The sequence below is a fragment of the Streptomyces xanthii genome (assembly GCF_014621695.1).
Lineage (GTDB): Bacteria > Actinomycetota > Actinomycetes > Streptomycetales > Streptomycetaceae > Streptomyces > Streptomyces xanthii.
Genome location: NZ_CP061281.1, coordinates 4,492,850 through 4,508,421, shown reverse-complemented (window position 1 = coordinate 4,508,421; position 15,572 = coordinate 4,492,850). Strand labels below are relative to the sequence as shown.

Sequence of the window (15,572 nt, the reverse complement as noted above, 5' to 3'; positions counted from 1 at the left end):
GTCAGGCCACCGGGTCCTTTGCGGGGACCTCGGTCGAGGCCGCGTCGCTCGTACGCCGCCTGCGCAGCGCCCAGAAGACGGCGGATCCGGCGACGACGGTCACGCCGACGCCGATGACGCCGGCGAGGCCGCCGGAGAGCCGGGCGTTCGTGACGTCGCGGACGCCGTAGTCGGCGAGCGGGGAGTCGGCCGAGGCGTGCTCCTCGGTCTTCCGGTCGAGGCCCTTGTCGTGGGCGACCTTCTCCAGGCCGTCCGGGTTCGCGGAGGCGTAGAAGGAGACGAAGCCGGCGAGGACGAGGGAGGTGACGAGGCCGGTGATCCACAGCTTGCGGTGCGAGCCGCCGGACGTGGCCGGGGCGGGCGCGGCGGCGGGGGCGTCGACGAGTTCGCCGCCGACGCGCAGCTTGAGCGGCGCGGTCAGTCCGCGCGCCCCGTACACGAGGTCGGGGCGGACGGCGACGACGGCGCCGACGGTGAGCGCGGTGATGACGGCCTCGCCGATGCCGATGAGGACGTGGACGCCGACCATCGCGGTGGTGACCTTGGCGAGGGAGACGTCGGTGGTCCCTCCGACGGCGTAGAACAGGGTGAAGACGAGGGCGGCGGCCGGGACCGAGAGGAGCGCGGCCACGAAGGACGCGACGGTGATCGAGCGGCGGCCGCGCGGCAGGAGCTTCACCAGGCCGCGGAAGACGAGGTAGGCGACGACGGTGGTGGTGATCGCCATGTCGGTGATGTTCACGCCGAGCGCGGTCAGGCCGCCGTCGGCGAAGAGCACGCCCTGCATCAGGAGCACCACGGACACGCACAGGACCCCTGTGTAGGGGCCCACGAGGATCGCGGCCAGCGCTCCGCCGAGGAGGTGGCCGCTGGTGCCCGCGGCGACGGGGAAGTTCAGCATCTGCACGGCGAAGATGAACGCCGCGACCAGGCCGGCCAGCGGTGCGGTGCGCTCGTCCAGCTCGCGGCGCGCTCCGCGCAGGCTCACGGCGACGGCACCCGCGGCGACGACACCGGCGGCCGCGGAGACGGGCGCGTTGATGAATCCGTCGGGGACATGCATGGGTGGGGACTCCGGCGCTCGGGCGGCTGGCCAACCGGCTGGTCGGCCGTTCGATGATAGGGCCTTGTTGCGAACAGCTCGCAAGAGCGCCTCTCCCTCAGCTGATCGCGGCCCGCACCTCGTCACTTATCTCGGACATATGGGACATTGGATGGCATGGATGCCGCCCCGCAGTTCACGGAGCAGTTCATGGAGCAGTACGTCGAGCAGTACGTCCGCGCCCGCCTCGTCACCGACTCCCCCGACGCCGCCCGCTCGGTCGCCGTCGTGCTCCGCTGGACCGGCGGCCTGGTCCACGTCACCCTGCCGGACGCCGGCGAGTGGACCTTCGCGCGCGAACTGCTCGAACGCGGGCTGCGCGCCCCGGCCACCGGCGGCGACGTCCGGATCTGGCCCTGCGGCCGGGTCCAGGCGGTCATGGAGTTCCACGCACACCACGGGGCGACGGTCGTGCAGTTCGACGTGAAGGCGCTGATCCGCTTCCTGCGTCGTACGTACACGGCCGTCGCCCCGGTGCCCGCCGCTCACTGAGCGGCCACATCCCGGACCGTCAGGCGCTGACCAGCTCCCGGTCCGCGTCGCCGTCCTTGCCGGCGTCGCCTTCGTCGGCCTTCCGCAGGGCCTCGCCCTCCACGTCGACGTTCGGCAGCAGCCGGTCCAGCCACTTCGGCAGCCACCAGGCACGCTTGCCGAGCAGTGCGAGCACCGCCGGCACGATCGTCATGCGGACGATGAACGCGTCGAAGAAGACGGCGATCGCGAGCCCGAAGCCGATCATCTTGATCATCTGCTCCGAGGAGCCGATGAAGCCCGCGAACACCGCGATCATGATGATCGCCGCGGCCGTGACCACCCGGGCCCCGTGCTTGAACCCGGTCACGACGGCCTGCGCCGGGCGCTCCCCGTGGACGTACGCCTCCCGCATGCGGGTCACGAGGAAGACCTCGTAGTCCATCGCGAGACCGAAGACCACGCCCACCATGAAGATCGGCATCATCGACATGATCGGGGTCGTCTGCTCGACGCCGAACAGCGAGCCGAGCCAGCCCCACTGGAAGACGGCCACGACGGCGCCGAGCGCGGCGAGCACCGAGAGCAGGAAGCCGAGCGCCGCCTTGAGCGGGACCAGGACCGAGCGGAAGACGACCATCAGGAGCAGGAAGGCCAGGCCGACGACCAGCGCCAGGTAGGGAACCAGGGCGTCGTTGAGCTTCTGCGACACGTCGATGTTCATCGCGGTCGAGCCGGTGACGCTCAGCTCGGCGCCGGTGTCCTTCGTGATCTCCTTGCCCTCCGCGCGGATCGCGTGGACGACGTCCTCGGTCTCCGTCGACGACGGCTGGTACTTCGAGATGACGGTGACGATGGCGGTGTCACCGGCCTTGTTGAACGTGGCCGGGGTGACCGCGGCGACGCCCTCCGTCCCCTTGATCGAGGAGACGACACGGTCGACGGCGGCCTTCGGGTCGTCCGCGCCCTGCGCGTCGACGACGGTGAGCAGCGGCCCGTTGAAGCCCGGCCCGAATCCCTCGGACAGCAGGTCGTAGGCCTTGCGCTGGGTGGTGTCGGTGGGCTGGACGCCGTCGTCGGGCAGGCCCAGCTGCAGCGAGGCGACCGGGGCGGCCAGGGCACCGAGCCCGAGGACGCCGACGATCAGCACGGCGACCGGACGGCGCAGCACGAAGCGGGCCCAGCGGGTCCCCATGTTCGTCTTCTCCTCGGCCGGGCCGTCGGCGGCGAGGTTCTTACGGGCCTTGCGGCCGTGCACCCGCTTGCCGACGTAGCCGAGCAGCGCCGGGATGAGGGTGAGCGCGATGAGCACGGCGATGGCGACGGTGCCGGCGGCGGCCACGCCCATCTTGGTGAGCATCGGGATGTTGACGACGGCGAGGCCGACCAGCGCGATGACGACGGTGAGCCCGGCGAAGACGACCGCGGAGCCCGCGGTGCCGACGGCCCGTCCGGCCGCCTCCTCGCGCTCGCGGCCCTCGGCCAGTTCGGCGCGGTAGCGGGAGACGATGAACAGGGCGTAGTCGATGCCGACCGCGAGGCCGATCATCATCGCGAGCGTGGAGGTGGTGGAGCCCAGGTCCAGGACGTTGGCCAGGGCCGTGATCGTGGAGACGCCGATGCCGACGCCGATGAGCGCGGTGAGCAGCGGAAGTCCGGCGGCGATGAGCGAGCCGAACGTGATCACGAGGACGACCGCGGCGATCGCGATGCCGATGATCTCCGTGGCGCCCGTCTCCGGGACGGCCTGCAGCGCGTCACCGCCGACCTCGACGGTGAGCCCCGTCTTCTGCGCCTCGTCGATGACCTCCTGCAGCGCGTCGCGGTCCTCGTCGGTCAGCTCCATGCCGGAGACCTTGTACGAGGCCGAGGCGTAGGCGATCGTGCCGTCCCGGCTCACCGTCTTGGCGGCGAACGGGTCGGCGACCGAGGCCACCTGGTCCGAGCTCGCCTTGATCTGCGCGACGGTGTCCTGGATGTCGGCCTTGTTGCCGGCGTCGGTGAGCTTCTCGCCGGCCGGCGCCTTGAAGACGACGCGGGCGGTGGCCCCGTCGGCGGCGGAGCCGGGGAAGCGCTGGTCGAGCAGGTCGAAGGCCTTCTGCGCCTCGGTCCCCGGGATCGAGAAGGAACTGGAGGCGGCGGTCGGTGCGGTGGCGGCGCCCACGCCGGCGAGCGTGAGCAGGGCCACCCAGATCAGGGCGACGAAGTGGCGTCGCCGGAAGGCGAACTTGCCGAGTTTGTAGAGGAACGTGGCCACGGGGGCGTACTCCCGGTCAGGTCGTGGGACTGAGTCTGGGCAGGGGGCATCGGCCCGACGACGTGAGCGGTGCGCGTCAGGTGCGGGGTTCTGCGGGATTACGGGGAGTGGGTGTCAGGCGCCGAGGGCGGGGAGGACCACGGCGTCGATGTAGGAGGCCAGATAGGCCTGGGTGGGTGGCAGCTCGTCGATGAGCGTCCGGGTGGCGAAGGCGCCGACCAGCATGTGGATCACGTAGCCGAGCGCCGGGTTGTCGGGGCTGACCTCGCCCCGCTCCACCGCCCGCCGCAGCATCCGGTCGAGGGCGGACATCTCCGGCTCGACGATCCACTCGCGGAACGCCTGGAGGAGATCCGGATCGGCGTGCACGGCGACCATCAGGCCGCGCATCAGCGCGCTGTTCTGCTCCATGTGACAGTCGTCCTCGCGGCGGGCCGTCGCATGCAGGTCACCGCGCAGGGTGCCGGTGTCGATCTCGTCGAAGTGCGGCTTCTGCTGGCGCAGGGCCTTCACGACCAGCTCGGCCTTGCCGCCCCACTGGCGGTAGAGCGTGGCCTTGCTGGACCGGGTGCGGGCCGCCACGGCGTCCATCGTCAGGGCGTCGTAACCGACCTCGCGGAGCAGATCGAGCACGGCACCGTACAGCTCGGCCTCACGCTCAGGCGTGATCCGACTCCGCCGCGCTTGCTCCGCACCCATGCCGCCACCCATCTACTCGGCGTCTTACGTCCCCGAATCTACCCGCCCCCTTAACGAAACGAAACCGTTTCGTACGTGTTCCCGGCCACACCTGATCGGGGAAATGCGACCCGAAGGGTCTGCATTTCAGGGGCGCGGGGAACTGCGCGAGAAGCCCCCACCCACCCGCACCCGGCCACGAAACGGAACACCCCTCCCCGGTTGCCGGACCCCCCACAACGGAAAAGCATGAACACGTGACGGACGACGAGACGACCCCGACAGCCCCGGGCTACCTCCGCTTCCCCCACCTCAGCGGCGAGCACCTGTGCTTCGTCGCCGAGGACGACCTATGGCTGGCCCCCTTGAGCGGAGCGTCCCGCGCCTGGAGGCTGACAGCGGACCGCACCAAGCTCGGCCACCCCCGCTTCAGCCCCGACGGCCGTCACATCGCGTACACGACCTGGCGCAGCCTCGACCCCGAGATCCACCTCGCCCCGGTCGACGGCGGAGCCGCCCGCCGGCTCACGTACTGGGGCAGCCCCGACACGGAGGTCCGCGGCTGGACCCCCGACGGCGACATCCTGGCCGTCGCCTCGCACGGCGAACCGTTCTCCTACTTCACGTTCGCCTACAGCGTCCCCACCGACGGCTCCCCCGGCGGCAAGCTCCCCTGGGGCCCGGTCTCCGACATCCAGGTGGCCGACTTCCCGACCGCCGAGGGGGACGCGCGCCGCACCCTCCTGCTCACCGGCACCCCGCCCCACGAACCCGCCGCCTGGAAGCGCTACCGGGGCGGCGCCCAGGGCCGCCTGTGGGTGCACGGGCAGCGCATCCTCGCCGACCTCGACGGGCACCTGGACGCCCCCATGTTCGTCGGCGACCGCATCGCGTTCCTCTCCGACCACGAGGGCGTCGGCAACGTCTACTCCTGCCTCCCCGATGGCTCGGACCTCACCCGCCACACCGACCACGACGCGTTCTACGCCCGGCACGCCTCCACCGACGGCACCCGCGTCGTCTACCAGTGCGCGGGCGAACTGTGGATCCTCGACGCCCTCACCCCCGACTCACGGCCGCGCCGCCTCACCGTGCGGCTCGGCGGCCCGCGCCCCGGCCGCCGCAGCTACCAGGTCCCGGCCGCCCACCACGTCGACGCGCTGTCCGTCGACGAGACCGGCCGGGCCAGCGCCGTCGTCGTGCGCGGCTCCCTGTACTGGCTGACCCACCGCGACGGCCCCGCCCGCACCATCGCCGACACCCCGGGCGTCCGCGTCCGGCTCCCCGAGATGCTCGGCTCCGGCGGCCAGGTCGCCTACGTCACCGACGCCGAGGGCGACGACGCCGTGGAGATCGCCTATCTGCCCCGAGCCAGCGGCGACCGCGCCCCGCGCCGCCTCGCCTCCGGCGCCCTGGGCCGCGTACAGGAACTGGTCTCCGACCCGGACGGGGAACTGCTCGCCATCGCCTCGAACGACGGACGGGTGCTGCTGCTCGACGCGTCCGAGGAGTCCGGGGGCGAGGTCACCGAACTGATCCGGTCGACGAACGGCCCAGTCCGCGACCTCGCGTTCTCCCCCGACGGCGCCTGGCTGACCTGGTCGCACCCGGGCATCGGCCGCTCCCTGCGGCTGATCAAGATGGCCCGGATCAAGGACCGCACGATCGTCGACGTCACCAACGGCCGCTTCGAGGACGAGAACCCGGTCTTCACCCGCGACGGCCGCTATCTGGCCTTCCTGTCCTGGCGCGGCTTCGACCCGGTCTACGACGTGCACACCGGCGACCTGTCCTTCCCGCTCGGCTGCCGCCCCTACCTCGTACCGCTGTCCTCGGCGACCGAGTCCCCCTTCGCGCTCTCCCCCGACGGCCGCACCGCCGCAGGCGGCCTGGACCCGGTCGAGGACACCGGCGACGGCTCCCCCACCGTGGAGATCGAGGGGCTCGCCAACCGGGTCGTGCCGTTCCCCGTCGCCGCGTCGAAGTACTCGGCGCTGCACCCGGTCGCGGGCGGTGGCCTCGTCTGGCTGCGCTGGCCGATCTCCGGTGCGCTCGGCGAGACCTTCGCCAACCCGGCCGACACCTCCTCGCAGCCCACCCTCGAACACTTCAACCTGGCCAAGGGCAAGAAGACCCAACTCGTGGACCACATGGACTGGTTCGCGGTCAGCGGCGACGGCACCCGGCTCGTCGTCGGCGACGAGGGCGAGCTGAGCGCCGTGCCCGCCACCGAGGCCGGCGACAACGACACCACCATCTGGATCGACCTGCGCCGCATCCTGCACGAGGCCGACCCGCCCGCCGAGTGGCGCGGCGCCTTCGACGAGGCGGGCCGCATCATCCGCGCCTACTTCTGGGCCCCCGACATGTGCGGCATCGACTGGCCCGGCGTCCTCGACCAGTACCGGCCGCTGCTCGAACGCGTCGCGTCCCCCGACGAGTTCGCCGATCTGCTGCGCGAGGTCCTCGGCGAACTCGGCACCTCCCACGCCTACGTCACCGCGGCCCGGCGCAACGAGGGTCCGCCGCACTACCAGCGCGCCCAGGGCCTGCTCGGCGCCAACTTCGCGTGCCGCGACGGCCGCTGGACCCTCACCCGGATCCTGCCCGGCGACTCCTCCGACTCCAAGGCCCGCTCCCCGCTGGCCGGCACCGGCATCCGCGAGGGCGCCGTCCTCACCCACGTCGACGGCCGTCCCGTCGACCCGGTCGCGGGCCCCTTCCCGCTGCTCGCCGGCTCCGGCGGCACCACCGTCGAGCTCACCTTCACCCCCGCCGAGGCCCCCGGCGAAGGCGCCGGCCGCGCCCGCCGCGTCGCCGTCGTCCCACTCGTCGACGAACGCCCCCTGCGCTACCAGGACTGGGTCGCCAAGCGCCGCGAGGTCGTACGGGAGCTGAGCGGCGGCAAGTGCGGCTACCTGCACATCCCCGACATGGGCGGCTCCGGCTGGGCCCAGTTCAACCGCGACCTGCGCATGGAGGTCTCCCGCCCCGCCCTCATCGTCGACGTACGGGGCAACGCGGGCGGCCACATCAGCGAGCTCGTCGTCGAGAAGCTGACCCGCAAGATCATCGGCTGGGACCTCACCCGCAACGCCCAGGCCGTCTCCTACGCCTCGAACGCCCCGCGCGGCCCGGTCGTCGCCCTCGCCGACGAAGCCACGTCCTCCGACGGCGACATGATCACCGCCGCCTTCAAGCTGCTCGGCCTCGGCCCCGTCGTCGGCCAGCGCACCTGGGGCGGCGTCGTCGGCATGACCGGCCGCTACAAGCTGGGCGACGGCACGGTGATCACCGTGCCGATGAACGCGGCCTGGTTCCCCGAGTACGGCTGGTCCGTCGAGAACCGCGGCGTCGACCCCGACATCGAGGCCCTGCGCACCCCCCTGGACTGGGCCGAGGGCCGCCACGCCCAGCTCGACGACGCCGTCCACCTGGCCCTGGACCTCCTGGAGGAACAGGGCGCCCTCGACCCGCCCGACTACTCCGACATCCCCGACCGCCGCCGGCCCCCGCTGCCGCCGCGCGGGACCTAGTGCGTGTCCGCGGGCCTGTCCGCGGGCCTGCCCTCGCCGGTCTTGCGGTCCATGGCCAGCGACAGCTCCGCCTCGACGACCGACTTGGCCAGCGGGCGCAGGCGTTCGACGTCCTTCTCCGTGCCGTGGGCGAGGACGAGGTCGGCGAAGAGGTCGGCCAGGGCGTTCGCGTGCTCGCGGACGGTGACGGCCGCGGCCAGCACCTCGGCCAGGGGGATGCCCTCGCGGACCAGGGCCGAGGAGACGTCGAGCAGGCGGCGGGAGATGTGGACGATCTCCTCGCCGTCGGTGCCGAGGTAGCCGAGGTCGAGGGCGGCCTGGAGGTTCTCCGGGGTGTCCTGGCCGGCGAAGTGGTCGGCGAGTTCGGCGGCGGAGAGGCGGACCGGGGTCTCCTCGGTGGGCTCGCCCAGGCCGAGGAGCTCACCGACGTCGCGGCCGCGGTCGAAGGCGTCGGAGAGTTCGGCGATGCCGTTGAGGGTGTGGCCGCGCTCCAGGAGGGCGGCCACGGTGCGCAGGCGGGCCAGGTGGGTCTCGTCGTACCAGGCGATACGGCCCTCGCGGCGGGGCGGCTTGATGAGGCCGCGTTCGCGGTAGAAGCGCACGGTGCGGACCGTGATGCCGGCCGCCTCGGCCAGTTCCTCCATGCGGTACTCGCGGTGGTCCACGCGCTCGCCGTCGCCCCTCGTCGTTTCGTCGCCCACGGCCGGAACCCTATGTCGTACCGGCGGTAACTTTCCTCGCCCCGACCCCTACCCATGAGTACGGAGCTGCTCTAGTCTCCCATTGCGCCAGTGTTCACTGGCAGAGTCGCGCGGCACGGGAGGCGCCGGGATGGCCGAGCAGGAAGCCGAGCAGGAACACGAGCACGTACGGGTGGCGGTGATCGGGTCCGGTTTCGGCGGCCTCGGAGCGGCGGTCCGGCTGCGGCGCGAGGGCATCACCGACTTCGTCGTCCTGGAGCGCGCGAGCGCCGTCGGCGGCACCTGGCGCGACAACAGCTATCCGGGGTGCGCCTGCGACGTGCCCTCGCACCTGTACTCGTTCTCCTTCGCCCCGAACCCGGACTGGCCGCGCACCTTCTCCGGGCAGGAGAAGATCCACGACTACCTGGAGCACGTCGCCGACGTCTTCCGGATCCGGCCGCACATCCGCTTCGACAGCGAGGTGAAGCAGGCCCGCTGGGACGCGGAGAAGCTGTGGTGGGTCGTCGAGACCACCCGTGGCACCCTCACCGCCGACGTCGTCGTCTCCGCCACCGGACCGCTGTCCGACCCGAAGGTGCCGGACATCCCGGGGCTCGACACCTTCGAGGGCAAGGTCTTCCACTCGGCCCGCTGGGACCACGACTACGACCTGCGCGGCAAGCGCGTCGCCGTGATCGGCACCGGCGCCTCCGCCATCCAGATCGTGCCGGCCGTCCAGAAGCAGGTCGGCAGGCTCACCCTCTTCCAGCGCACACCCCCGTGGGTGATGCCGCGCGCCGACCGGAACATCACCAGGGCCGAGCGCTGGCTGCACCGGCAGCTGCCGTTCACGACGCAGGCGCGGCGCGGCATCCTGTGGGGCATCCGCGAGCTCCAGGTCCAGGCGTTCACCAAGCGGCCCGAGGAGCTGGGCCTGGTCGAGCGGATCGCCAGGGCGAACATGCACCGGGCGGTCAAGGACCCGGCGCTGCGCGCCAAGCTGACCCCCGACTACCGCATCGGCTGCAAGCGGATCCTGCTGTCGAACACGTACTATCCGGCGCTCGCGCAGCCGAACGTCGACGTCGTCGCCTCCGGCCTGAAGGAGGTCCGCGGGAACACGCTCGTGGCCGCCGACGGCAGCGAGGCCGAGGTCGACGCGATCGTCTTCGGCACCGGCTTCCACGTCACCGACATGCCGATCGCGGACCGGATCGTCGGCGCCGACGGCGACACCCTCATGCAGTCCTGGAAGAACGGCATGAAGGCGCTGCGCGGCGCGACCGCCGCCGGCTTCCCCAACTTCATGACGGTCATCGGCCCGAACACCGGGCTCGGGAACTCCTCGATGATCCTCATGATCGAGTCCCAGCTGAACTATCTCGCCGACTACATGCGGCAGTTGCACGTCCTCGGCGGCCGCGTCGCCCTCACCCCGCGCGAGAGCGCCGTGACCGGCTGGAACAACCGCGTGCAGGACCGCATGAAGCGCACCGTGTGGAACACGGGCGGCTGCGACAGCTGGTACCTGGACGCGAACGGCGTCAACACCACGGTGTGGCCCGGCACCACGACCGAGTTCCGGCAGGCCACGCGCCATGTGGACGTCGGCGAGTACGAGGTCGTGCGCCCCGCCCCCGCCGCGCCCGCCGCGAAGAAGTCCGCACCCACCAAGACCGCCCGTACGAAGAAGAAGGTGGAGGCCGCATGAGCCGGCTCACGCACGTCACGTCCGGGCCCTACGCACCGCCGCCCGCCGCCCGCGAACTGACCGTCGTCTCGGCGGACGGGGCGCGGCTGCACGCGGAGGTACACGGGCCCGAGGGAGCGCCCGCCGTGGTCCTCGCGCACGGCTGGACCTGCTCGACGGCCTTCTGGGCCGCGCAGATCCGGGCGCTGGCCACCGACCACCGGGTCATCGCGTACGACCAGCGCGGACACGGCCGCAGCCCCGCCGTCGCGCAGCTCCCGTACACGGTGGACATGCTGGCCGACGACCTGGAGGCCGTGCTCGCCGCGACGCTCGCACCGGGCGAGAAGGCGGTGCTCGCCGGGCACTCCATGGGCGGCATGACGATCATGGCGGCGGCCGCGCGACCGGGCGTCCGGGAGCACGCGGCGGCGGTCCTGCTGTGCAGCACGGGCGCCTCGCGCCTGGTGGCCGAGTCGACGGTGGTGCCGATCCCGCCGAGCGGGCTGCGGACCCGCCTGACCAAGGCGATCCTGGGATCGAAGGCGCCGCTCGGGCCGGTCACCCCGGTCGGCAAGAAGGTCCTCAAGTACGCCACGATGGGCCCCGGTTCGTCGCCCGACAAGGTCGAGGTCTGCGCCCGGATCGTGCACGCGTGCCCGCGCGGGGTGCGCGCCGGCTGGTCGCACGTCCTGTCGACGCTCCAGGTCGACGCGGGTGTCGAGGCGCTGACCGTGCCGACGGCCGTGCTCGTGGGCACCCACGACCGGATGACGCCGGCCGTGCACGCGCGGCGGATCGCGGCCGCGCTGCCGCGTAGCGAGGGCCTGACCGAACTGGCCGGGCTCGGCCACATGACACCGGTCGAGGCGCCGGAGGCGGTCACGGCGAGGATCCGGGAACTCGGCGAGCGGTACCTGAAGCCCGAGCAGTCCGAGAAGCCCGAGAAGAACGTGCAGTCCCAGCAGTCCCAGCAGAACGTGCAGTCCGAGGAAGGGGCGCAAGCCGCATGAGCAAGGTCAGTCTCGAAGGACAGGTCGCGGTCGTCACGGGGGCGGCGCGCGGCGTGGGCGAGCTCCTCGCCCGCAAGCTCTCGGCGCGCGGCGCCAAGATCGCGCTGGTCGGCCTGGAGCCGGACGAGCTCAAGCAGGTCGCGGGCCGGCTGCACTCGGACGCCGACTGGTGGCACGCGGACGTCACGGACCACGTGGCGATGGCGCGGGTCGCGCAGGAGGTGAAGGAGCGGTTCGGCAAGGTCGACATCGTGGTGGCGAACGCGGGCGTCGCGACCGGCGGCCCGTTCGTGGACTCCGACCCGGACGCCTGGCGCCGCGTGATCGAGGTCAACCTGATCGGCTCGGCGGTGACGGCCCGCGCCTTCCTCCCCGTCCTCATGGAGTCGCGCGGCTACCTGCTCCAGATCGCGTCCCTCGCCGCGATCACCCCGGCGCCGATGATGACCGCGTACTGCGCGTCGAAGTCGGGCGTCGAGGCGTACGCGCACAGCCTGCGGGCCGAGGTCGGCTACAAGGGCGTCAAGGTGGGCGTCGGCTACCTGTCCTGGACCGACACGGACATGGTGCGCGGCGCGGACCAGGACGACGTGATGCGCGAACTGCGCGGGCGCCTGCCCTGGCCGGCGAACAAGACGTACCCGCTGGGCCCGGCCGTGGACCGGATCGTGGCGGGCATCGAGCGGCGCTCCTCGCACGTGTACGCGCAGTGGTGGCTGCGCGGCATGCAGGGCATCCGCGGCTATCTGCCCGGGATCATCGGGGCGGTCGGCCAGCGCGAGGTGCGGCGCTTCGACGGGCGCTTCGACGGGATGTCGAAGGGGCTCGTGGGCGCGGGCGGCGCCGCCGACGAGACGACCCGGAGCTCCTGAACCGGGGGTGAGGTGATCGAAATGCGCGGTATGTCCCACCGTGCAAGGCTGGTCGCAGCCCGATCCCCTCACCCACCACAGGAGTGAACAAGCATGGGCATCAAGGACCAGTTCCAGGACAAGGCCGAGGACCTCGCCAACAAGGCCAAGGACGCCATGGGCGGCAACAAGGACGAGGCGAGCGAGCGCGCGCAGCAGGCCCGGGACGAGGCGCGTGAGCGCGGCTCGCAGGGCATGGACGAGGCGCGCGACAAGGCCCAGGAAGCCCGGGACCGCATGGACCGCGGCTGACCCCGCGCAGCGTCCGTTCTTGAGGACCTGACGATCCCCCGACCGGGGCCCCGGTCGGGGGATCGCCGTTTCACAGGCCCTACGGGTCTACAGGTCCTACAGGTCGTACACCGTGGTCACGGGCGCGTGGTCGCTCCACCGCTCCGCGTGCGTCGCCGCCCGCTCGACGTACGCCTTCACGGCCTTGCCCGCGAGACCCGGAGTCGCGACGGCGAGGTCGATCCTCCAACCCGAGTCGTTGTCGAAGGCCCGCCCCCGGTACGACCACCACGAGTACGGCCCCTCGGCCTCGGGGTGCAGGGCGCGGACGACGTCCACGTAGCCGCCGTCCGCGTCGTCCAGGACGCGGCCGAGCCACTCGCGCTCCTCGGGGAGGAAGCCCGAGTTCTTCTTGTTGCTCTTCCAGTTCTTGAGGTCGGCCTCGCGGTGGGCGATGTTCCAGTCGCCGCAGACCACGACCTCGCGGCCGTCGGCGGCGGCGCGGACGCGGAGCTTCTTGAGGTAGGTCAGGAACTCGTCCATGAAGCGGATCTTCTCGTCCTGGCGGTCCGTGCCGACCTCGCCCGAGGGCAGGTAGAGGCTGGCCACGACGACACCGGGCAGGTCCACCTCGACGTAGCGGCCGCTGGTGTCGAACTCGGCGGAGCCGAAGCCCACCTGCACGCGCTCGGGCGCGCGCCGCGTGTAGAGGGAGACACCGGCCCGGCCCTTCGCGGCGGCCGGGGCGTGCACGACGTGCCAGCCCTCCGGCTCGCGCACCTCGTCGGGGAGCTGCTGCGCCTCGGCCCGCACCTCCTGGAGGCACAGGACGTCGGCGGAGGTCTCGGCCAGCCACTCCACGAAGCCCTTCTTGGAGGCGGCCCGCAGCCCGTTCACATTCACAGTGGTCACAGTCAGCACCCGGCCACGGTACCGGCACACTGGAAACGTCCTCCCCACATCGACACGCATAGAGTTACGATCGCCTGTATGAGTATCCAGCCCGCGCCCAGCCTGGCGCCCACCCTGCGCCCCGTCTCCTTCGGCCACCCCGACGCGATCGCGCTGAACGACCGGGTGCAGCTCGAGTACGCGGAGCGCTACGGGGACGAGGGGGATGTCACACCCCTGGACCCGACGATGTTCCACGCCCCGCGCGGCCTGTACCTGATCGCGTACGACGCACAGGGCACCCCGCTGGCCACGGGCGGCTGGCGCACCCAGGACGCCAACGAGGAGGCGTACGCGGACGGCGACGCCGAGCTGAAGCGCATGTACGTGACGCCGGAGGCGCGCGGCCTGGGCCTGGCCCGCCGGATCCTCGCGGCGCTGGAGGCGGACGCCCGCGCGGCGGGGCGCACGCGGATGGTGCTGGAGACGGGCACCAAGCAGCCTGAGGCGATAGCGCTCTACACGTCGAGCGGGTACCTGCCGTGCGCCAAGTTCGGCCACTACCGCTTCGACGAACTGAGCCGCTGCTTCGCCAAGCCGCTCTAGCCGGCCCGTTCCGGCCCCTCGGGGGGCCGGGACGGCCTGCAACGGCCCGGAACAGCGAAGAACCCCGCCGGTTTCCCGGCGGGGTTCTCAATTGCGGTGGACCTGTGGGGATTTGAACCCCAGACCCCCTCGATGCGAACGAGGTGCGCTACCAGACTGCGCCACAGGCCCTTGCAACGAGTGAAACTCTAGCATCCCGATCGGGGTGCTCGGAAATCCGCTCCCGGACTGGTCAGCCCGGACGGCCGGCCACCCCGCCGATCACGGTCGCCGATCACTCGTTGGCGGCGCGCGGCCGGCCGTCCGCGCCCGTGCCGTTGTCGTACTGATCGAAGAGCGGGGTGCGGCCGCGCTCGCGGGAGCGGCGGGCGGAGGCGGCGCGGCGGGCGTCGCTGCGCCCGTCGTCCGCCGTCTGCTCGCGCTCGTACTCCTGCTCCTCGGGGGCCGACTGCTCGGCGGCGGAGGAGCGGGCCGCACTCCAGGTCTCCGGGGCGCCGTAGTCGATGCCGCCGCCGGCGCGCGGGGCGACCGGCGCGGTGACGTACGTGGGCAGCGGCACCGGGACCGGGTCCCAGCTGTCGCCCGCGCCGGGCCGCGCCTGCCGCTCGCGCTGCTGGTCGACCCACTCGGCGTGGTCGGTCTGCTCGACGAGGGCACGCCGGTCGGCGGCGAGCGCCTCGAGCCCGGGGTCGGTGGCCGGCTCGACGGCCTCTGGGCCGTCCTCCAGGTCCTCGGCCGCGGCGCGCTGCGCGGCCGGCTGACGGCGGCGCGGCTGGCGCTCGCGCAGCCGCTGGGCGGCGATCTCGGCCTGGCGACGGTCCATCACGTAGGCGAAGCGGCGGCGCTCCTGGGCGCGCAGATAGACGATGTACGCGCTCAGGAGCAGGGCCGGCGCGGCGGGCGCCCACAGGAAGGCGACGCCGCCGACTCCGGCGACGACGGCGCCGAGGGAGAACGCGGCGAACAGGAGCACCGTGGTGCGGCGGCGGCGCGCGAGGACCTTGGTGCGGCGAGCGCGGGCCTGCGCGGCCGCGGCGGCGCCGTCGCGCGCGGGGCGGGCCGGGTGCGGGGCCGCCTCCGGCTCCGGCTCGGCGGCCGGCTCCGGCTCGGGCGCCGGTTCGGGTTCGGGGGCGCGGCGCCGCGCGGGGGGCTTGCGCTCCCCTGCCGCGGGCGCGACGAAGGCCCGGACGTCCACCGCGTCGGTGGTCGCGTCCGGGTCGGCCGGGGCGCCGGGCCGTTCGTCCGCCTCGGGCGGGCGCGCCTGCAGGTCCTTGGCGTATCGGCGCTCCATGCCCGCCCGGCCGGAGAGAAGCCGGATGGCGGTGCTGAAGCGTTCCGTCGGACGGGCTTCGTTCAGCTCGTCCTGCCTACGGAGCCACATCGGCACCAAGTAGGCGGCCCAGGCCCCGACGATGACTGCGTAGATGAGGCCGCTGCTGCTCACGCCTCACACCGTAGAGGGGTTTGCGTGAGGCCATCCGCCAATTGGGCCGGTGTGTCGCA

At 72.4% G+C, this 15,572-nt stretch carries 13 protein-coding genes and 1 tRNA gene; 7 read left to right on the top strand and 7 right to left on the bottom strand.

Annotated elements, in window-relative coordinates; translation table 11 throughout:
- Position 1: 1 nt before the first annotated feature.
- Positions 2–1,063, bottom strand: a complete 1,062-nt coding sequence (locus IAG42_RS20495) for an energy-coupling factor ABC transporter permease (RefSeq protein WP_188338419.1) — start codon at positions 1,061–1,063, stop codon at positions 2–4.
- Positions 1,064–1,252: 189 nt separating this feature from the next.
- Between IAG42_RS20495 and IAG42_RS20490 the strand changes: the two genes are divergently transcribed.
- Positions 1,253–1,594: an SsgA family sporulation/cell division regulator gene (locus IAG42_RS20490; RefSeq protein ID WP_188341506.1), complete on the top strand. Its 342-nt coding sequence runs from the start codon at positions 1,253–1,255 to the stop codon at positions 1,592–1,594.
- Positions 1,595–1,613: 19 nt separating this feature from the next.
- Here IAG42_RS20490 and IAG42_RS20485 read toward each other — a convergent pair whose 3' ends face one another.
- Both IAG42_RS20485 and IAG42_RS20480 read right to left on the bottom strand, forming a co-directional pair.
- Positions 1,614–3,830: an MMPL family transporter gene (locus IAG42_RS20485; RefSeq protein WP_188338418.1), complete on the bottom strand. Its 2,217-nt coding sequence runs from the start codon at positions 3,828–3,830 to the stop codon at positions 1,614–1,616.
- A gap of 114 nt (positions 3,831–3,944) precedes the next feature.
- Positions 3,945–4,529 (bottom strand): TetR/AcrR family transcriptional regulator, encoded by a 585-nt coding sequence (locus IAG42_RS20480; RefSeq protein WP_188338417.1) that lies wholly within the window; start codon positions 4,527–4,529, stop codon positions 3,945–3,947.
- A 236-nt stretch (positions 4,530–4,765) separates the two neighbouring features.
- Between IAG42_RS20480 and IAG42_RS20475 the strand changes: the two genes are divergently transcribed.
- Entirely contained in the window at positions 4,766–8,044 is a 3,279-nt protein-coding gene (locus IAG42_RS20475; RefSeq protein WP_188338416.1) for a S41 family peptidase, read from the top strand.
- Here the strand turns inward: IAG42_RS20475 and IAG42_RS20470 are convergent.
- The gene (locus tag IAG42_RS20470; protein WP_188341505.1) at positions 8,041–8,688 is read right to left on the bottom strand and encodes a MerR family transcriptional regulator; all 648 of its coding nucleotides are present in this window, start codon (positions 8,686–8,688) and stop codon (positions 8,041–8,043) included. The two genes, IAG42_RS20475 and IAG42_RS20470, sit on opposite strands and share 4 nt — an antisense overlap.
- Before the next feature lie 187 nt (positions 8,689–8,875).
- On the opposite strand from IAG42_RS20470, the gene IAG42_RS20465 reads away from it, so the two are divergent.
- The 4 genes from IAG42_RS20465 to IAG42_RS20450 all read left to right on the top strand — a co-directional run bounded on the left by IAG42_RS20465 (position 8,876) and on the right by IAG42_RS20450 (position 12,593).
- The gene (locus IAG42_RS20465; RefSeq protein ID WP_188338415.1) at positions 8,876–10,438 is read left to right on the top strand and encodes a flavin-containing monooxygenase; all 1,563 of its coding nucleotides are present in this window, start codon (positions 8,876–8,878) and stop codon (positions 10,436–10,438) included.
- Positions 10,435–11,430 carry an alpha/beta fold hydrolase gene (locus IAG42_RS20460; RefSeq protein ID WP_188338414.1) on the top strand — a complete coding sequence of 332 codons (996 nt, stop codon included), beginning with the start codon at positions 10,435–10,437 and terminating at the stop codon, positions 11,428–11,430. Before IAG42_RS20465 ends, IAG42_RS20460 begins: the two co-directional genes overlap by 4 nt.
- Positions 11,427–12,302, top strand: coding sequence for an SDR family oxidoreductase (locus tag IAG42_RS20455; protein WP_188338413.1), 876 nt, complete (start codon positions 11,427–11,429; stop codon positions 12,300–12,302). The genes IAG42_RS20460 and IAG42_RS20455 overlap by 4 nt, the downstream gene beginning before the upstream one ends.
- 93 nt (positions 12,303–12,395) lie before the next feature.
- Positions 12,396–12,593, top strand: coding sequence for a hypothetical protein (locus tag IAG42_RS20450; protein WP_188338412.1), 198 nt, complete (start codon positions 12,396–12,398; stop codon positions 12,591–12,593).
- Positions 12,594–12,689: 96 nt separating this feature from the next.
- On the opposite strand, the gene IAG42_RS20445 is transcribed toward IAG42_RS20450, so the two are convergent.
- Positions 12,690–13,544, bottom strand: a complete 855-nt coding sequence (locus tag IAG42_RS20445; protein ID WP_188338411.1) for an exodeoxyribonuclease III — start codon at positions 13,542–13,544, stop codon at positions 12,690–12,692.
- A gap of 18 nt (positions 13,545–13,562) precedes the next feature.
- On the opposite strand from IAG42_RS20445, the gene IAG42_RS20440 reads away from it, so the two are divergent.
- Positions 13,563–14,069 carry a GNAT family N-acetyltransferase gene (locus tag IAG42_RS20440; RefSeq protein WP_188338410.1) on the top strand — a complete coding sequence of 169 codons (507 nt, stop codon included), beginning with the start codon at positions 13,563–13,565 and terminating at the stop codon, positions 14,067–14,069.
- A gap of 97 nt (positions 14,070–14,166) precedes the next feature.
- On the opposite strand, the gene IAG42_RS20435 is transcribed toward IAG42_RS20440, so the two are convergent.
- Positions 14,167–14,240 (bottom strand) — tRNA-Ala (locus IAG42_RS20435).
- 103 nt (positions 14,241–14,343) lie between these two features.
- Entirely contained in the window at positions 14,344–15,513 is a 1,170-nt protein-coding gene (gene sepX / locus IAG42_RS20430) for a divisome protein SepX/GlpR (protein ID WP_188338409.1), read from the bottom strand.
- Positions 15,514–15,572 lie beyond the last annotated feature (59 nt).